We start from the raw sequence: 14,317 nt of genomic DNA, 5'->3' as shown, positions 1-14,317 counted from the left end.
GGCGAAGTTTCGGAGATGCCCTACGCAAACAGTCGGAAATTCCCTCGGTTACCCCCTTGGAAAAAAATCCGACGAAGTGCACATTGAAGCTCTGCCCAGCGCTGTCTGACCACTTGCCAAGGGATTGATTTGAATACTTAGAGAACGCCATGTCCGACCACGATATTTTGAGCGACGCCGAGCGAGAAGCGCTCAGCGCAGTGATGCTCGAACCCGACCTGCCGCCGCAGCGTGTGCTGATCGTCGATGACGACAAAGACGCCCGGGAGCTGCTGTCGGAGATTCTCGCGTTGGACGGCATTCGCTGCATGACCGCGGCGAGTGGTGAGACGGCGTTGAAGATGCTCGCTGAAAAGCCTTCGATTGGCCTGGTGATTACCGATCTGCGCATGGGCAATGTCGATGGGCTGGACTTGATTCGGCAAGTGCGCGAGTCGGTGCGGGCGGCGATGCCGATCATCATTGTCTCGGGCGATGCCGATGTGAAGGACGCGATTGCGGCGATGCATTTGAGCGTGGTGGATTTTCTGCTCAAGCCGATTGATACGACGCAGTTGCTGGCGCTGGTGAAGCGCGAATTGGGGATTGAGCCTTGACGTATTAAAGATCAAAAGATCGCAGCCTTCGGCAGCTCCTACACGAAATCTCTGTAGGAGCTGCCGAAGGCTGCGATCTTTTGATTCTGCGTCCAATAAAAAAGCCCTGATCTTTCGATCAGGGCTTTTTCACATCAGCGCAAATTTACAGGCCGTTAGCTGCCTTGAACTCGCGACGACGACGGTGCAATACCGGCTCGGTGTAACCGTTCGGCTGCTTGGTGCCTTCGACCACCAGTTCGACCGCCGCCTGGAAGGCGATGTTGCTGTCGAAGTTCGGGGCCAGCGGACGGTACAGCGGGTCGTTGGCGTTTTGACGGTCAACCACTGGCGCCATGCGCTTGAGGCTTTCCATCACTTGCGCTTCGGTCACCACGCCGTGGCGCAGCCAGTTGGCGATGTGCTGGCTGGAGATACGCAGCGTGGCACGGTCTTCCATCAGGCCGACGTCATTGATGTCCGGCACTTTCGAGCAACCCACGCCCTGGTCGATCCAGCGCACCACGTAACCAAGAATGCCCTGGGAATTGTTGTCCAGTTCGTTCTTGATCTGCTCTGGCGTCCAGTTCGGGTTGACCGCCAGCGGGATGGTCAGGATGTCGTCGACCGACGCGCGAGCACGTTTGGCCAGTTCGGCCTGACGGGCGAACACGTCGACCTTGTGGTAGTGCAGCGCGTGCAGTGCAGCGGCAGTCGGCGATGGCACCCAAGCGGTGTTGGCGCCAGCCAATGGGTGCGCGATTTTCTGCTCAAGCATCGCGGCCATCAGGTCGGGCATCGCCCACATGCCTTTACCGATTTGCGCACGACCTTGCAGGCCGGTGCTCAGACCGATATCGACGTTCCAGTTTTCGTAGGCGCCGATCCACTTCTCAGCCTTCATGTCGGCCTTGCGCACAACCGGGCCGGCTTCCATGGAGGTGTGGATTTCGTCGCCGGTGCGGTCGAGGAAACCGGTGTTGATGAACACCACGCGCTCGCTGGCCGCCTGGATACAGGCCTTGAGGTTGACCGTTGTGCGGCGCTCCTCGTCCATGATCCCGACTTTCAGCGTGTTGCGTTTCAAACCGAGCACGTCTTCGATGCGACCGAACAGCTCGTTGGTGAACGCCGCTTCTTCCGGGCCGTGCATCTTCGGTTTAACGATGTAGACCGAGCCGGTGCGGGTGTTGCGACGCAAGGTGTTGCCGTTGAGGTTGTGCATCGCCGCGAGGCAAGTTACGAGACCGTCGAGGATGCCTTCCGGCACTTCGTTACCGTCTTTGTCGAGGATCGCGTCGATGGTCATCAGGTGACCAACGTTACGCACGAACAACAGCGAACGACCGTGCAGCGTCACTTCACCGCCATTTGGCGCGGCGTAGGTGCGATCCGGGTTCATGGTGCGGGTGAAAGTCTGACCGCCCTTGGACACGGATTCCGACAGGTCGCCCTTCATCAGGCCGAGCCAGTTGCGGTAGATCACCACTTTGTCGTCAGCATCGACGGCGGCCACGGAGTCTTCGCAGTCCATGATGGTGGTCAGCGCCGCTTCCATCAGGATGTCTTTGACGCCGGCCGGGTCGGTCTGGCCAACCGGGGTAGTAGCGTCGACCTGGATTTCGAAATGCAGACCGTTGTGTTTCAGCAGGATCGCGATTGGCGCGTTGGCGTCGCCCTGGAAACCGATCAGTTGTGCATCGTCGCGCAAGCCACTGTTGCTGCCGCCCTTGAGGGTGACCACGAGTTTGCCGTCGGCGATTTTGTAGCCGGTCGAATCAACGTGGGAGCCAGCAGCCAATGGCGCGGCTTCGTCGAGGAACGCACGGGCGAAGGCGATGACTTTGTCGCCACGCACCTTGTTGTAGCCTTTGCCTTTTTCTGCGCCACCTTCTTCGCTGATCGCGTCGGTGCCGTAAAGGGCGTCATACAGCGAACCCCAGCGGGCGTTCGAAGCATTGAGAGCGAAGCGAGCGTTCATCACCGGCACAACTAGTTGCGGGCCGGCGGTACGGGCGATTTCATCATCGACGTTTTGCGTCGTTGCCTGGAAATCAGCCGCTTCTGGCAGCAGATAACCGATTTCTTGCAGGAAGGCTTTGTAGGCCACGGCGTCGTGCGCCTGACCGTTGCGTTCCTGATGCCAGGCGTCAATACGAGCCTGGAAGTCATCGCGTTTGGCGAGTAGGGCTTTGTTCTTCGGCGCCAGGTCATGAATGACCTTGTCAGCACCTTCCCAGAATTTTTCGGCGGTGAGGCCGGTACCGGGAATGGCTTCGTTGTTCACGAAGTCGAACAGGACTTTGGCGACCTGCAGGCCACCGACTTGAACGTGTTCAGTCATTGCTTGCCTCACTCTGCTCAGCTATTTCGCTTTTCAGCTCTTCAATTTTGACAATGAAGCCTCTGGGCCATTTAAACCACAAACCTGCCGACCAGTACATGCCATTGCTGGCGGCTGGGCTGGGACCAATCAACGGCTTGGGGCCTTGCTGACGGGGCTTTCAGGGTTGCGAACAGGCTTCGGGCAGACATCGGTTCAGCGTTATGTAGTGCGCGCTGCGGCATACTACATGATGAGTTGCGCTTGTGAAAATCAGACTAATTACGTCGTTCTGCGACCTCATGTCGCATTGCGGTCACATCGCGGAACGGGATGTTCTCAAAAAACCATTGGATTGTTCCAGCTAAATATCAAAAGTTGTACACATAAATACTATTTGGCTGCTATGGCATCTGTCACATAGGGCTTGGTGGTGGGGTCAATTGTGGCGAGGGGATTTATCCCCGTTGGGTGGCGAAGCCGCCCCCTGCGTTCTTGGCAGGTAAACCGAGTTGGCAGGATTTACGACTGCTGCGCAGCCGGACGGGGATAAATCCCCTCGCCACAGGTTCATGCCTAAATCCAAATCCAAATCCAAATCCAAACCCAAACCTAAACCCAAACCCAGGCACAGTTTTCCAGCACGGCAGGTCGGGTCAGGCTGAATCAACGCCCTTGCCTATACTTCCCCTTCTATAACAACAGTCATGACAAGAGGGCGGCGCCATGGATCATCTCGTACTCACCGTTTTCGCCCCGGACAAGCCCGGGCAGGTCGAGCGCATTGCCCAATGCATTGCCGAGCACGGCGGTAACTGGCTGGAAAGTCGCATGTCGCGGATGGCCGGGCAGTTTGCCGGGATTTTGCGGGTGGGCGTGCCGGCAGAGGCTTACGACGAATTGGTCGATGCCCTACAAGCATTGTCGACTCACGGCATTCGCGTGTTGATCGCTGAGAGTGGTATCGAACAATCCTGCACCTGGAAACCGATCGCCATGGACCTGGTCGGCAACGATCGGCCGGGGATCGTGCGCGACATCACCCGTTTGCTCAGCGAGCAGGGCGTGAACCTCGAACGGCTGGTGACCGAAGTACGTCCGGCGCCGATGAGCAGCGAGCCACTGTTCCACGCCGAAGCGATTCTCGCCGTGCCGTTAACCTTGTCGCTCGACGTGTTGCAGTCACGCCTGGAAACCCTGGCCGATGACTTGATGGTCGAACTGGTGTTACGCACAGACCTTTAAACGCCAATCAGGTTATCCAGTTTTAACGTGCACCTGCCTGTGGATAACCTGTAGAGACTGCGCGCAACGCCACGCCCGCCGTGGCTTTGCTGGAGTTGATCAAAAAACCGCCAGCATTCAGTGACTTGCACACAAACGGCGGGGATCACGCTGTGGATAACCTTTGGACGGAACGTTGCAGGCCACGAGAACCGTGGCCTGCGGAGGTTTGTGTGTTTTTTGATCAGCTGCGCCGGCGCAAACTTATCCACGCATCGACGCTGTACACCGCCAGACCGGCCCAAATAAACATGAACGCGACCAGCGTGCTGGACGACAAGTGCTCGCCAAACAGCAGCACCGCTTGCAGCAGCACCAGCGTCGGCGCGAGGTATTGCAGGAAGCCCAGCGTGGTGTAGGGCAAATGCCGCGCGGCTGCGTTGAAACACACCAGCGGCACCAGCGTCACCGGGCCGGCGGCGACTAGCCACCAGGCTTGCGAGGTTGTCCAGAACTCGGGTTGCGCGCTGGTCGCGGTCTGGTTGAACAGCAGCCAGGCGATGGCAATCGGCACCAGCATCCAGGTTTCCACCACCAGACCCGGCAACGCCTTGACTGGCGCCTGTTTGCGGATCAGTCCGTAGAAACCGAAGGTCAGCGCCAGCACCAGCGACACCCACGGCAGACTGCCGACCTGCCAGACCTGCTGCGCCACACCCACCGCGGCCAGCCCAACCGCAATCCACTGCATCCGCCGCAGTCGTTCGCCGAGAATCATCATCCCCAGCAGCACGTTGACCAGCGGGTTGATGTAATAACCGAGGCTCGCTTCCAGCATGCGTCCGTTGTTCACCGACCACACATACGTCAGCCAGTTGGCCGCGATCAGCGTGCCGCTCAAGGCCAGAATCGCCAGACGTTTGGGATTGTCGAGCAACTCGCGCAACCAGCCCGGGTGTTTCCACACCATCAGCAGCAACGCGCCGAACAGTGCCGACCACAGCACCCGATGGATGATGATCTCGACTGCTGGTACTTCGGCGATGGCTTTGAAATAGATCGGGAACAGGCCCCAAATGATGTAGGCCGTGAGGCCCAGAATGTACCCGCGACGCGGGTTGGCAGCTTGCATGCAGAATCCTTGCTTAGGCAGCTAACAAAGGAGGGGATTGTAAGGAGGTTTGCCAGCGAATGCCGTAGCTGATTGGTCAGGAATGTGTGAACGAAGGATTGAGCCTCCACCGGGGAGGCTGAATAAAAGCGATCAGATATTATCCGGCGTCCGCGCTTTCTCCCGCGCATGCTCGCGGCTGATCAAGCCTTTGCTCACCAAATCTTTCAGGCACATGTCGAGGGTCTGCATGCCCAGCGAGCCACCGGTCTGAATCGCCGAATACATCTGCGCGACTTTGTCTTCGCGGATCAGATTACGGATCGCCGATGTACCAAGCATGATCTCGTGCGCCGCGACCCGGCCGCCGCCGATCTTCTTGATCAGCGTCTGTGAGACCACCGCCAGCAACGACTCCGAGAGCATCGAACGCACCATCGATTTCTCGTCACCGGGGAACACGTCCACCACACGGTCGATGGTTTTCGCCGCCGACGTGGTGTGCAGGGTGCCGAACACCAGATGCCCGGTTTCAGCAGCGGTCAGCGCCAGGCGAATGGTTTCCAGGTCGCGCATCTCACCGACGAGAATCACGTCCGGGTCTTCCCTTAACGCTGAGCGTAATGCCGTGGCGAAACTGCGCGTATCGCGGTGGACTTCGCGCTGATTGATCAAACATTTGCGCGATTCGTGAACGAATTCGATCGGGTCTTCGATGGTCAGGATGTGGTGATGGCGATGGTTGTTGAGGTAATCGATCATTGCCGCCAGCGTGGTCGACTTGCCCGAACCGGTCGGCCCGGTGACCAGCACCAGCCCGCGCGGGGCATCGGTGATCTTGCGGAAAACATCGCCCATGGCGAGGTCGTCCATGCTCAACACTTTTGACGGAATGGTACGGAATACGGCGCCGGCGCCACGGTTCTGGTTGAAGGCATTGACCCGAAAGCGCGCCACGCCGGGGACTTCGAAGGAAAAGTCGGTTTCCAGATGTTTCTCGAAGTCGACCCGCTGGGTGTCGTTCATGATGTCGTAGATCAACTCGTGCACTTGCTTGTGATCCAGCGGCGGCAGATTGATCCGCCGCACATCGCCGTCGACGCGGATCATCGGCGGCAGACCGGCCGACAGGTGCAGGTCGGACGCGCCTTGTTTGGCGCTGAAGGCCAGCAGTTCAGTGATATCCATAGCGTTCCTCAATTCCAGTAGAATGCCGCGAACCTTCAGACCGCTGGCGCCTCTTGATGTCCACGATAGCAGACAACATTTCCCACGTTGGTTCGCGCATCCAGACCGCGACCCAAGCCGCACACCGTCCTGAAAACAGCGTCCAGTTGCTCGCCGTGAGCAAGACCAAACCCGCCGAGGCCCTGCGCGAAGCGTATGCCGCCGGCCTGCGCGACTTTGGTGAGAACTATCTGCAGGAAGCCTTGAGCAAACAGCTCGAACTGGCTGACCTGCCCTTGATCTGGCACTTCATCGGCCCCATTCAATCGAACAAGACTCGCGCGATTGCCGAGCATTTCGACTGGGTGCACTCCGTGGATCGCCTGAAAATCGCTCAACGTCTGTCCGAACAACGCCCGGCCGAGTTGCCGCCGCTGAACATCTGCATTCAGGTCAACGTCAGCGGTGAGGCGAGTAAATCCGGCTGCACGCCTGACGATCTGCCGGCATTGGCCGCGGCCATCAGCGCATTGCCGCGCCTGAAACTGCGCGGTTTGATGGCGATTCCCGAGCCGACCGACGACCGCGCCGAGCAAGACGCGTCCTTCGCCGCCGTGCAGAAATTACAGGCGAGCCTTGATCTGCCGCTCGACACACTTTCCATGGGCATGAGCCACGACCTTGAGTCGGCCATCGCCCAAGGCGCCACTTGGGTGCGTATCGGTACGGCCCTGTTTGGCGCCCGCGACTATTCCCAATCTTGAACGTTTCCAGATAAGGACCACACATGAGCAACACACGTATTGCGTTTATCGGTGCGGGCAACATGGCGGCCAGTTTGATCGGCGGCCTGCGCGCCAAAGGTCTGGACGCTGCACACATCCGTGCCAGCGATCCGGGCGAAGAAACCCGCGCCAAGGTCAGCGCTGAGCACGGCATCGAAACGTTTGCCGACAACGCTCAAGCCATCGACGGCGTCGACGTGATCGTGCTGGCGGTCAAGCCGCAAGCCATGAAAACCGTGTGCGAAGCGATTCGCCCGAGCCTGAAACCGAATCAACTGGTGGTGTCGATTGCCGCCGGCATCACCTGCGCGAGCATGACCGCTTGGTTGGGCGAGCAGCCGATCGTGCGCTGCATGCCGAACACCCCGGCGCTGCTGCGTCAGGGCGTCAGCGGTTTGTACGCGACCAGCGAAGTGACTGCCGAGCAGCGTCAGCAGGCTGAAGAGCTGCTGTCCGCCGTCGGCATCGCGCTGTGGCTGAACGAAGAACAGCAACTGGATGCGGTGACGGCAGTGTCCGGCTCCGGCCCGGCGTACTTCTTCCTGCTGATCGAAGCGATGACCGCTGCCGGCGTCAAACTCGGTCTGCCGAAGGAAGTTGCTGAACAACTGACGCTGCAAACGGCATTGGGCGCCGCGCACATGGCCGTCGCAAGCGATGTCGACGCCGCCGAACTGCGTCGCCGGGTGACCTCGCCAAATGGCACCACAGAAGCTGCCATCAAATCTTTCCAGGCCAATGGCTTCGAAGCCCTGGTCGAAACCGCACTCGGCGCCGCCGCGCACCGCTCGGCCGAAATGGCCGAACAACTGGGCAAATAAGGAGCCTTACATGATTGGATTGAACACTGCAGCGGTTTACGTGCTGCAAACCCTCGGCAGTCTGTACCTGCTGATCGTGCTGCTGCGTTTCGTGCTGCAACTGGTGCGGGCGAATTTCTACAACCCGCTGTGCCAGTTCATCGTCAAAGCGACCCAGCCTCTGCTCAAACCCCTGCGCCGGATCATTCCGAGCGTTTTCGGTCTGGACATGTCCTCGCTGGTATTGGCAATTCTGGTGCAACTGGCGCTGATGGCGCTGACCCTGCTGCTGACGTACGGCACCACTGGCAACCCGCTGCAACTGTTTATCTGGTCGCTGATCGGCGTGACCGCGCTGTTCCTGAAGATCTTCTTCTTCGCCCTGATCATCAGCGTGATTCTGTCGTGGGTCGCACCGGGCAGCCACAATCCGGGTGCTGAGCTGGTTAATCAGATCTGCGAGCCGGCATTGGCGCCGTTCCGCAAAATCCTGCCAAACCTTGGCGGTCTGGATCTGTCGCCGATCTTCGCCTTCCTCGCGCTGAAGCTGATCGACATGCTGGTGATCAACAATCTGGCGGCGATGACGATGATGCCGGAAATCCTCCGTCTGCTGATGTGAGCTGGTTTCGATGGGACGGTGACGACTTGATCCTCGAGTGTCACCTGCAACCGGCAGCCCGAAGCGATGATTTCGCCGGGCTGCACGGTGATCGTTTGAAGATTCGCCTGACCGCGCCGCCGGTCGAGGGCAAGGCCAATGCTTATCTGATGGGCTTTCTGGCCAAGGCGTTTGGGGTTTCGAAGAGTCAGGTGAGTTTGCTCAGCGGCGAGTTGAACCGGCAGAAGCGAGTGAAGATTTGCTCGCCGAAGAAGTTGCCGGATTTGCCTGACCTGGTGCGCTGATCGTTCCCACGCTCCGCGTGGGAATGCATCCCGGGACGCTCCGCGTCCCCCGCCGAAGCGGACGCGGAGCGTCCAATGAGGCATTCCCACGCAGAGCGTGGGAACGAGCGCAGGTAGTTGCTTGCCGCTAACCCCCCCGGTCTTTAGACTTACGCCTCATTTCAACGAGAGCAGGGTCGATGCCAACTGCCTTTCCCCCCGATTCTGTTGGTCTGGTGACGCCGCAAACCGCGCACTTCAGCGAACCGCTGGCACTGGCCTGTGGCCGTTCGCTGGCCGCCTATGACCTGATCTACGAAACCTACGGCACGCTGAACGCGCAAGCGAGCAACGCCGTACTGATTTGCCACGCCCTGTCCGGCCACCACCACGCCGCTGGCTATCACAGCGTCGACGACCGTAAACCCGGTTGGTGGGACAGCTGCATCGGCCCCGGCAAACCGATCGACACCAATAAATTCTTCGTGGTCAGCCTGAACAACCTCGGCGGCTGCAACGGCTCCACCGGCCCGAGCAGCATCAACCCGGAGACCGGCAAACCGTTCGGTGCCGACTTCCCGGTACTCACCGTGGAAGACTGGGTGCACAGCCAGGCGCGTCTCGCTGACCTGCTCGGCATCGGCCAGTGGGCGGCGGTGATTGGCGGCAGCCTCGGCGGCATGCAGGCGCTGCAATGGACGATCACCTATCCAGATCGCGTGCGTCACTGCCTGGCCATCGCCTCGGCACCGAAGCTGTCGGCGCAGAACATTGCCTTCAACGAAGTCGCGCGTCAGGCGATCCTCACGGATCCGGAATTCCACGGCGGTTCGTTCCAGGAAGCGGGCGTGATCCCCAAGCGCGGCTTGATGCTGGCGCGCATGGTCGGGCACATCACGTACCTGTCCGACGATTCGATGGGCGAGAAATTCGGCCGTGGCCTGAAGAGCGAGAAGCTTAACTACGACTTCCACAGTGTCGAGTTTCAGGTCGAAAGCTACCTGCGTTATCAGGGCGAAGAATTCTCCGGACGCTTCGATGCCAACACCTATCTGTTGATGACCAAGGCGCTGGATTACTTCGATCCGGCGGCGAACTTCGACGATGATCTGGCGAAAACCTTCGAAACCGCCACGGCCAAATTTTGCGTGATGTCGTTCACCACCGACTGGCGTTTCTCCCCGGCGCGTTCGCGTGAGCTGGTGGATGCGCTGATGGCGGCGCGCAAAGACGTCAGCTATCTGGAAATCGACGCACCGCAGGGCCACGACGCCTTCCTGATTCCGATCCCGCGCTACTTGCAGGCGTTCGGCAATTACATGAACCGCATCACGTTGTGAGAAAGCCATGAGAGCTGATCTGGAAATCATCCAGGAATGGATCCCCGCCGGCAGCCGCGTCCTCGACCTCGGTTGCGGTGACGGCGAACTGCTGACCTGGCTGCGCGACAACAAGAACGTCACCGGTTATGGCCTGGAAAACGACGCCGACAACATCGCCCAATGCGTGGCGAAAGGCGTCAACGTCATCGAGCAGGATCTGGACAAGGGCCTGGGCAACTTCGCCAGCAACAGTTTTGACATCGTCGTCATGACCCAGGCCCTGCAAGCCGTGCACTACCCGGACAAGATCCTCGACGAAATGCTGCGGGTCGGCCGTCAGTGCATCATCACCTTCCCGAACTTCGGCCACTGGCGCTGCCGCTGGTATCTGGCGAGCAAGGGGCGCATGCCGGTTTCGGAATTTCTGCCGTACACCTGGTACAACACGCCGAACATCCACTTCTGCACCTTCGAAGACTTTGAGGCACTTTGCCGCGAACGTGACGCGAAGGTCATTGATCGGCTTGCCGTGGATCAACAGCACCGTCACGGGTGGGCCAGTAAGCTATGGCCTAATCTATTAGGTGAGATTGGTATCTACCGCGTCAGCAGCCCGGTGCTTGCCGACCACAAGGTCGCGGTCTGAGCCACGCCATTTCGAGGAGCACGATCATGGGTCGTTTAGCGTTGTTGTTATTGACTGCCTGCCTGAGCGCCAGCGCTATGGCGGCCGACGTCATCAAAGGCGAGCGTCAGGAAACCTTTGGCGACGTGACGGTGCACTACAACACTTTCAACTCGACGTACCTGCAACCGGACATCGCCAAAGCCGCGGAGCTGATCCGCAGCAAGAATCAGGGCGTGATCAATGTCTCGGTGATCAAGGACGGCAAACCGCTGATCGCCAGCGTCACCGGCACAGTCAAAGACCTGACCAGCAAGAGCGTGCCGCTGAATTTCCGTCAGGTCACCGAACAGGGCGCGGTGTACTACATCGCCCAATACCCGGTGGAACAACAGGAAACCCGCACCTTTGAAATCAAGGTGCAGAACGGCGACAAGATCAACACCATCAATTTCAACCAAGAACTCTTTCCCGGCGAATGATGAACATCAAGCAGCTCGTACTGGCCAGCCATAACGCCGGCAAACTCAAAGAACTTCAGGCCATGCTCGGCGAATCGGTGCAACTGCGCTCGATTGGCGAGTGGAGCAAGGTCGAGCCGGAAGAAACCGGTCTGTCGTTCGTCGAGAACGCGATCCTCAAGGCACGCAATGCCGCACGCATTTCCGGGCTACCGGCGCTGGCCGACGATTCCGGTCTGGCGGTGGATTTCCTTGGCGGTGCGCCGGGCATCTATTCGGCGCGTTATGCCGACGGCAAGGGCGATGCGGCGAACAACGCCAAACTGCTCGACGCCTTGAAGGACGTGCCGGAAGCGGAGCGCGGTGCGCAGTTCGTGTGCGTGCTGGCGCTGGTGCGTCATGCCGATGATCCGTTGCCGATCCTCTGCGAAGGCTTGTGGCACGGACGGATTCTGACCGCTGCCAGCGGCGAGCACGGTTTCGGTTATGACCCGCTGTTCTGGGTGCCGGAGCGTGATGTGTCCAGCGCCGAACTGAGCCCGGCCGACAAGAACCAGATCAGCCACCGCGCCCGTGCAATGGATCTGCTGCGCCAGCGTCTGGGCTTGAAATGACCCGTGACTCTTCTGCGTCGTCGCTGATTGTCGGCGGCGCCGCTTCTTCGCCTCGGGCGCCGCTGCCAACGCTGCCGCCCTTGTCGCTGTACATCCACATCCCGTGGTGTGTGCGTAAATGCCCGTATTGCGATTTCAACTCGCACACCGCCAGCCCGGTGTTGCCGGAGCAGGAATACGTCGACGCCTTGCTGGCCGATCTCGATCAGGATCTGCACGCGGTTTATGGTCGTGAGTTGACGTCGATTTTCTTCGGTGGCGGTACGCCAAGTCTGTTCAGCGCTGAAGCGCTTGGGCGTTTGCTCGAAGGCGTCGAGCAGCGCATTCCGTTTGCCGGTGACATCGAAATCACCCTGGAAGCCAATCCGGGCACCTTCGAGCAGGAGAAGTTCGTCGCGTACCGCAAGCTGGGGATCAATCGTCTGTCGATCGGTATCCAGAGCTTCCAGCAGGAAAAACTCAAGGCGCTGGGTCGGATTCACAACGGTGACGAAGCGGTGCGCGCGGCGGGGATGGCGCGGCAGGCTGGCTTCGATAACTTCAACCTCGACTTGATGCACGGTTTGCCCGATCAGTCGCTGGACGATGCCTTGAGCGATCTGCGCCAGGCCATCGAACTGAATCCGACGCACATCTCCTGGTATCAACTGACGCTGGAGCCGAACACGGTGTTCTGGAATCAGCCGCCAGTGCTGCCGGAAGACGACACGCTGTGGGACATTCAAGAAGCCGGACAGGCGCTGTTGGCCGAGCACGGTTACGCGCAATACGAAGTCTCGGCTTATGCGCAGGCCGGACGTCCGGCGCGGCATAACCTCAATTACTGGAGTTTTGGCGACTTCATCGGCATTGGTGCGGGCGCGCATGGCAAGTTGAGTCATCCGGACGGGCGCATCGTGCGGACGTGGAAGACGCGGCTGCCGAAGGACTATCTGAACCCGGCGAAAAACTTTCAGGCTGGCGAGAAATCGCTGAGCAATGATGAGCTGCCCTTCGACTTTTTGATGAACGCGTTGCGCCTGACTGATGGCGTCGAATCGCGGCTCTATCCGCAGCGCACCGGGCTGTCGCTCGACAGTCTCGCCGAGGCCCGGGCAGATGCAGAACAAAGTGGTCTGTTGCAGGTCGAACCGTCACGTCTGGCGGCCACCGAGCGCGGACAATTGTTCCTCAACGATTTGCTGCAGAAATTTTTGAGCTGAGCCCAACGCCCAACGGCAGCCCTAAGGAAAAACCATGGATTTGATACTCGACCTGCTCGCCACCGTCTCCCGCTGGAGCCGCAGCAACCTCTCGGAAATCGCCCTGGCGCTGGTGGGTTGCCTGCTGGTGTTGTTCGGCGCCGACTTCAAAGGCTGGGTCGAGCAACGCCTGGGCAGCATCGCCGGCGCTTTGCGCGTACCGCTGATGGCGCTGCTGTGCGTGATCGGCAGCGGCGCGGCGCTGATCTACGCGACACCGTGGGTGATCAAAGGCTTGAGCCAGTTCAACAACTACAGCCTGGCGCCAGTGCTGTTGGTAGTCCTCGTCCTCATCGGCGTAGTCGCCGACCGCCGCTGATTCCGCAAACACCCCAAAACAACTGTGGGAGCGAGCCTGCTCGCGAATACGGTGTGTCAGTCAACATCAGTGTTGAATGAACATCCGCTTTCGCGAGCAGGCTCGCTCCCACAGGTTCTATTGCGTGATGCTTAAGCGAGTTTTTCGAACTTCAGGTCCCACACGCCGTGGCCAAGACGTTCGCCGCGGCGTTCGAACTTGGTGATCGGGCGTTCGGCCGGGCGCGGTACACACTTGCCGTCTTCGGCGAGGTTGCGGTAGCCCGGGGCGACGTTCATCACTTCCAGCATGTATTCAGCGTACGGCTCCCAGTCGGTGGCCATGTGCAGAATGCCGCCGACTTTCAACTTGCTGCGTACCAGTTCAGCGAACGAGGCCTGAACAATACGACGCTTGTGGTGGCGGCTCTTGTGCCACGGATCCGGGAAGAACAGCATCAGGCGATCGAGGCTGTTGTCGGCGATGCAGCGGTTGAGCACTTCAATCGCGTCGCAATCGTAGACCCGCAGGTTGGTCAGGCCCTGCGTCAGCACGCCATTGAGCAGCGCGCCGACACCCGGACGGTGAACTTCAACGCCGATGAAATCCTGATCCGGTGCCGCCGCCGCCATTTCCAGCAGCGAGTGGCCCATGCCGAAACCGATCTCCAGCGAGCGCGGCGCCGAACGGCCGAACACTTGATCGTAATCCACCGGCGCGTCGGCCAGCGGCAGCACGAACAGCGGGGTGCCTTGATCCAGACCTTTTTGCTGGCCTTCGGTCATGCGCCCGGCACGCATCACGAAGCTCTTGATGCGGCGGTGTTGGCGCTCGTCGCCTTCTTCCGGCTGGATAGGCGTGTCGTTCGATTCAGTCATCAATGGCT

The 14,317-nt window shown here is 59.7% G+C and carries 16 protein-coding genes; 12 read left to right on the top strand and 4 right to left on the bottom strand.

From position 1 onward, the window contains the following. Positions 1–149: 149 nt before the first annotated feature. Positions 150–596 carry a response regulator gene (locus ACIP1X_RS15095; protein ID WP_053124502.1) on the top strand — a complete coding sequence of 149 codons (447 nt, stop codon included), beginning with the start codon at positions 150–152 and terminating at the stop codon, positions 594–596. A 145-nt stretch (positions 597–741) separates the two neighbouring features. Here ACIP1X_RS15095 and ACIP1X_RS15090 read toward each other — a convergent pair whose 3' ends face one another. Further along, positions 742–2,919: a malate synthase G gene (locus tag ACIP1X_RS15090; protein WP_400753226.1), complete on the bottom strand. Its 2,178-nt coding sequence runs from the start codon at positions 2,917–2,919 to the stop codon at positions 742–744. 705 nt (positions 2,920–3,624) lie between these two features. On the opposite strand from ACIP1X_RS15090, the gene ACIP1X_RS15085 reads away from it, so the two are divergent. Continuing rightward, entirely contained in the window at positions 3,625–4,143 is a 519-nt protein-coding gene (locus ACIP1X_RS15085; RefSeq protein ID WP_400648734.1) for a glycine cleavage system protein R, read from the top strand. A gap of 223 nt (positions 4,144–4,366) precedes the next feature. Here the strand turns inward: ACIP1X_RS15085 and rarD are convergent, their stop codons facing one another. Both rarD and ACIP1X_RS15075 read right to left on the bottom strand, forming a co-directional pair. Further along, entirely contained in the window at positions 4,367–5,254 is an 888-nt protein-coding gene (gene rarD, locus ACIP1X_RS15080; RefSeq protein WP_053124495.1) for an EamA family transporter RarD, read from the bottom strand. A gap of 132 nt (positions 5,255–5,386) precedes the next feature. Then, positions 5,387–6,421 (bottom strand): type IV pilus twitching motility protein PilT, encoded by a 1,035-nt coding sequence (locus tag ACIP1X_RS15075; protein ID WP_212545015.1) that lies wholly within the window; start codon positions 6,419–6,421, stop codon positions 5,387–5,389. 56 nt (positions 6,422–6,477) lie between these two features. Here ACIP1X_RS15075 and ACIP1X_RS15070 point away from each other — a divergent pair, with 56 nt between their 5' ends. From ACIP1X_RS15070 to ACIP1X_RS15025, 10 genes are all read left to right on the top strand, one after another. Continuing rightward, positions 6,478–7,164, top strand: a complete 687-nt coding sequence (locus ACIP1X_RS15070; protein ID WP_400753222.1) for a YggS family pyridoxal phosphate-dependent enzyme — start codon at positions 6,478–6,480, stop codon at positions 7,162–7,164. A gap of 23 nt (positions 7,165–7,187) precedes the next feature. After that, entirely contained in the window at positions 7,188–8,006 is an 819-nt protein-coding gene (proC, locus tag ACIP1X_RS15065) for a pyrroline-5-carboxylate reductase (protein WP_400753220.1), read from the top strand. Between the two features lie 10 nt (positions 8,007–8,016). Then, entirely contained in the window at positions 8,017–8,607 is a 591-nt protein-coding gene (locus tag ACIP1X_RS15060) for a YggT family protein (protein WP_053124487.1), read from the top strand. Continuing rightward, on the top strand, positions 8,604–8,891 hold the full coding sequence (locus tag ACIP1X_RS15055; protein ID WP_095121519.1) for a DUF167 domain-containing protein: 288 nt from the start codon (positions 8,604–8,606) through the stop codon (positions 8,889–8,891). Before ACIP1X_RS15060 ends, ACIP1X_RS15055 begins: the two co-directional genes overlap by 4 nt. Positions 8,892–9,070: 179 nt before the next feature. After that, positions 9,071–10,210: a homoserine O-acetyltransferase gene (locus tag ACIP1X_RS15050; protein ID WP_400753217.1), complete on the top strand. Its 1,140-nt coding sequence runs from the start codon at positions 9,071–9,073 to the stop codon at positions 10,208–10,210. Between the two features lie 7 nt (positions 10,211–10,217). After that, complete coding sequence (gene metW, locus ACIP1X_RS15045; protein ID WP_053124483.1) at positions 10,218–10,838, top strand: methionine biosynthesis protein MetW; 621 nt, start codon at positions 10,218–10,220, stop codon at positions 10,836–10,838. A 26-nt stretch (positions 10,839–10,864) separates the two neighbouring features. Beyond that, entirely contained in the window at positions 10,865–11,299 is a 435-nt protein-coding gene (locus ACIP1X_RS15040) for a DUF4426 domain-containing protein (RefSeq protein ID WP_212550089.1), read from the top strand. Continuing rightward, positions 11,296–11,892 (top strand): RdgB/HAM1 family non-canonical purine NTP pyrophosphatase, encoded by a 597-nt coding sequence (rdgB, locus tag ACIP1X_RS15035; protein ID WP_008083802.1) that lies wholly within the window; start codon positions 11,296–11,298, stop codon positions 11,890–11,892. The genes ACIP1X_RS15040 and rdgB overlap by 4 nt, the downstream gene beginning before the upstream one ends. Then, positions 11,889–13,094 (top strand): radical SAM family heme chaperone HemW, encoded by a 1,206-nt coding sequence (hemW, locus tag ACIP1X_RS15030; RefSeq protein WP_400753215.1) that lies wholly within the window; start codon positions 11,889–11,891, stop codon positions 13,092–13,094. The genes rdgB and hemW overlap by 4 nt, the downstream gene beginning before the upstream one ends. A gap of 34 nt (positions 13,095–13,128) precedes the next feature. Next, positions 13,129–13,452: a DUF3392 domain-containing protein gene (locus ACIP1X_RS15025; protein ID WP_007913629.1), complete on the top strand. Its 324-nt coding sequence runs from the start codon at positions 13,129–13,131 to the stop codon at positions 13,450–13,452. A 131-nt stretch (positions 13,453–13,583) separates the two neighbouring features. Here ACIP1X_RS15025 and trmB read toward each other — a convergent pair whose 3' ends face one another. Beyond that, on the bottom strand, positions 13,584–14,309 hold the full coding sequence (gene trmB / locus ACIP1X_RS15020) for a tRNA (guanosine(46)-N7)-methyltransferase TrmB (protein ID WP_400753212.1): 726 nt from the start codon (positions 14,307–14,309) through the stop codon (positions 13,584–13,586). Positions 14,310–14,317: the final 8 nt, after the last annotated feature.

The sequence above is a fragment of the Pseudomonas sp. NPDC088885 genome, from assembly GCF_044750025.1.
GTDB classification, from domain to species: Bacteria; Pseudomonadota; Gammaproteobacteria; order Pseudomonadales; family Pseudomonadaceae; genus Aquipseudomonas; species Aquipseudomonas rustica.
The sequence above is the reverse complement of the archived record's forward strand: the minus strand, read 5'-3'. Positions and strand labels throughout refer to the sequence as shown.

Bases quoted from the DNA above. Each gene is read 5' to 3' on its own strand.
- rarD (WP_053124495.1), bottom strand. From the start codon at position 5,254: ATGCAAGCTGCCAACCCGCGTCGCGGGTACATTCTGGGCCTCACGGCC.
- ACIP1X_RS15070 (WP_400753222.1), top strand. From the start codon at position 6,478: ATGTCCACGATAGCAGACAACATTTCCCACGTTGGTTCGCGCATCCAG.
- ACIP1X_RS15075 (WP_212545015.1), bottom strand. From the start codon at position 6,421: ATGGATATCACTGAACTGCTGGCCTTCAGCGCCAAACAAGGCGCGTCC.
- ACIP1X_RS15095 (WP_053124502.1), top strand. From the start codon at position 150: ATGTCCGACCACGATATTTTGAGCGACGCCGAGCGAGAAGCGCTCAGC.
- ACIP1X_RS15050 (WP_400753217.1), top strand. From the start codon at position 9,071: ATGCCAACTGCCTTTCCCCCCGATTCTGTTGGTCTGGTGACGCCGCAA.
- trmB (WP_400753212.1), bottom strand. From the start codon at position 14,309: ATGACTGAATCGAACGACACGCCTATCCAGCCGGAAGAAGGCGACGAG.
- ACIP1X_RS15090 (WP_400753226.1), bottom strand. From the start codon at position 2,919: ATGACTGAACACGTTCAAGTCGGTGGCCTGCAGGTCGCCAAAGTCCTG.
- proC (WP_400753220.1), top strand. From the start codon at position 7,188: ATGAGCAACACACGTATTGCGTTTATCGGTGCGGGCAACATGGCGGCC.
- rdgB (WP_008083802.1), top strand. From the start codon at position 11,296: ATGATGAACATCAAGCAGCTCGTACTGGCCAGCCATAACGCCGGCAAA.
- ACIP1X_RS15025 (WP_007913629.1), top strand. From the start codon at position 13,129: ATGGATTTGATACTCGACCTGCTCGCCACCGTCTCCCGCTGGAGCCGC.
- ACIP1X_RS15060 (WP_053124487.1), top strand. From the start codon at position 8,017: ATGATTGGATTGAACACTGCAGCGGTTTACGTGCTGCAAACCCTCGGC.
- ACIP1X_RS15040 (WP_212550089.1), top strand. From the start codon at position 10,865: ATGGGTCGTTTAGCGTTGTTGTTATTGACTGCCTGCCTGAGCGCCAGC.
- metW (WP_053124483.1), top strand. From the start codon at position 10,218: ATGAGAGCTGATCTGGAAATCATCCAGGAATGGATCCCCGCCGGCAGC.
- hemW (WP_400753215.1), top strand. From the start codon at position 11,889: ATGACCCGTGACTCTTCTGCGTCGTCGCTGATTGTCGGCGGCGCCGCT.
- ACIP1X_RS15085 (WP_400648734.1), top strand. From the start codon at position 3,625: ATGGATCATCTCGTACTCACCGTTTTCGCCCCGGACAAGCCCGGGCAG.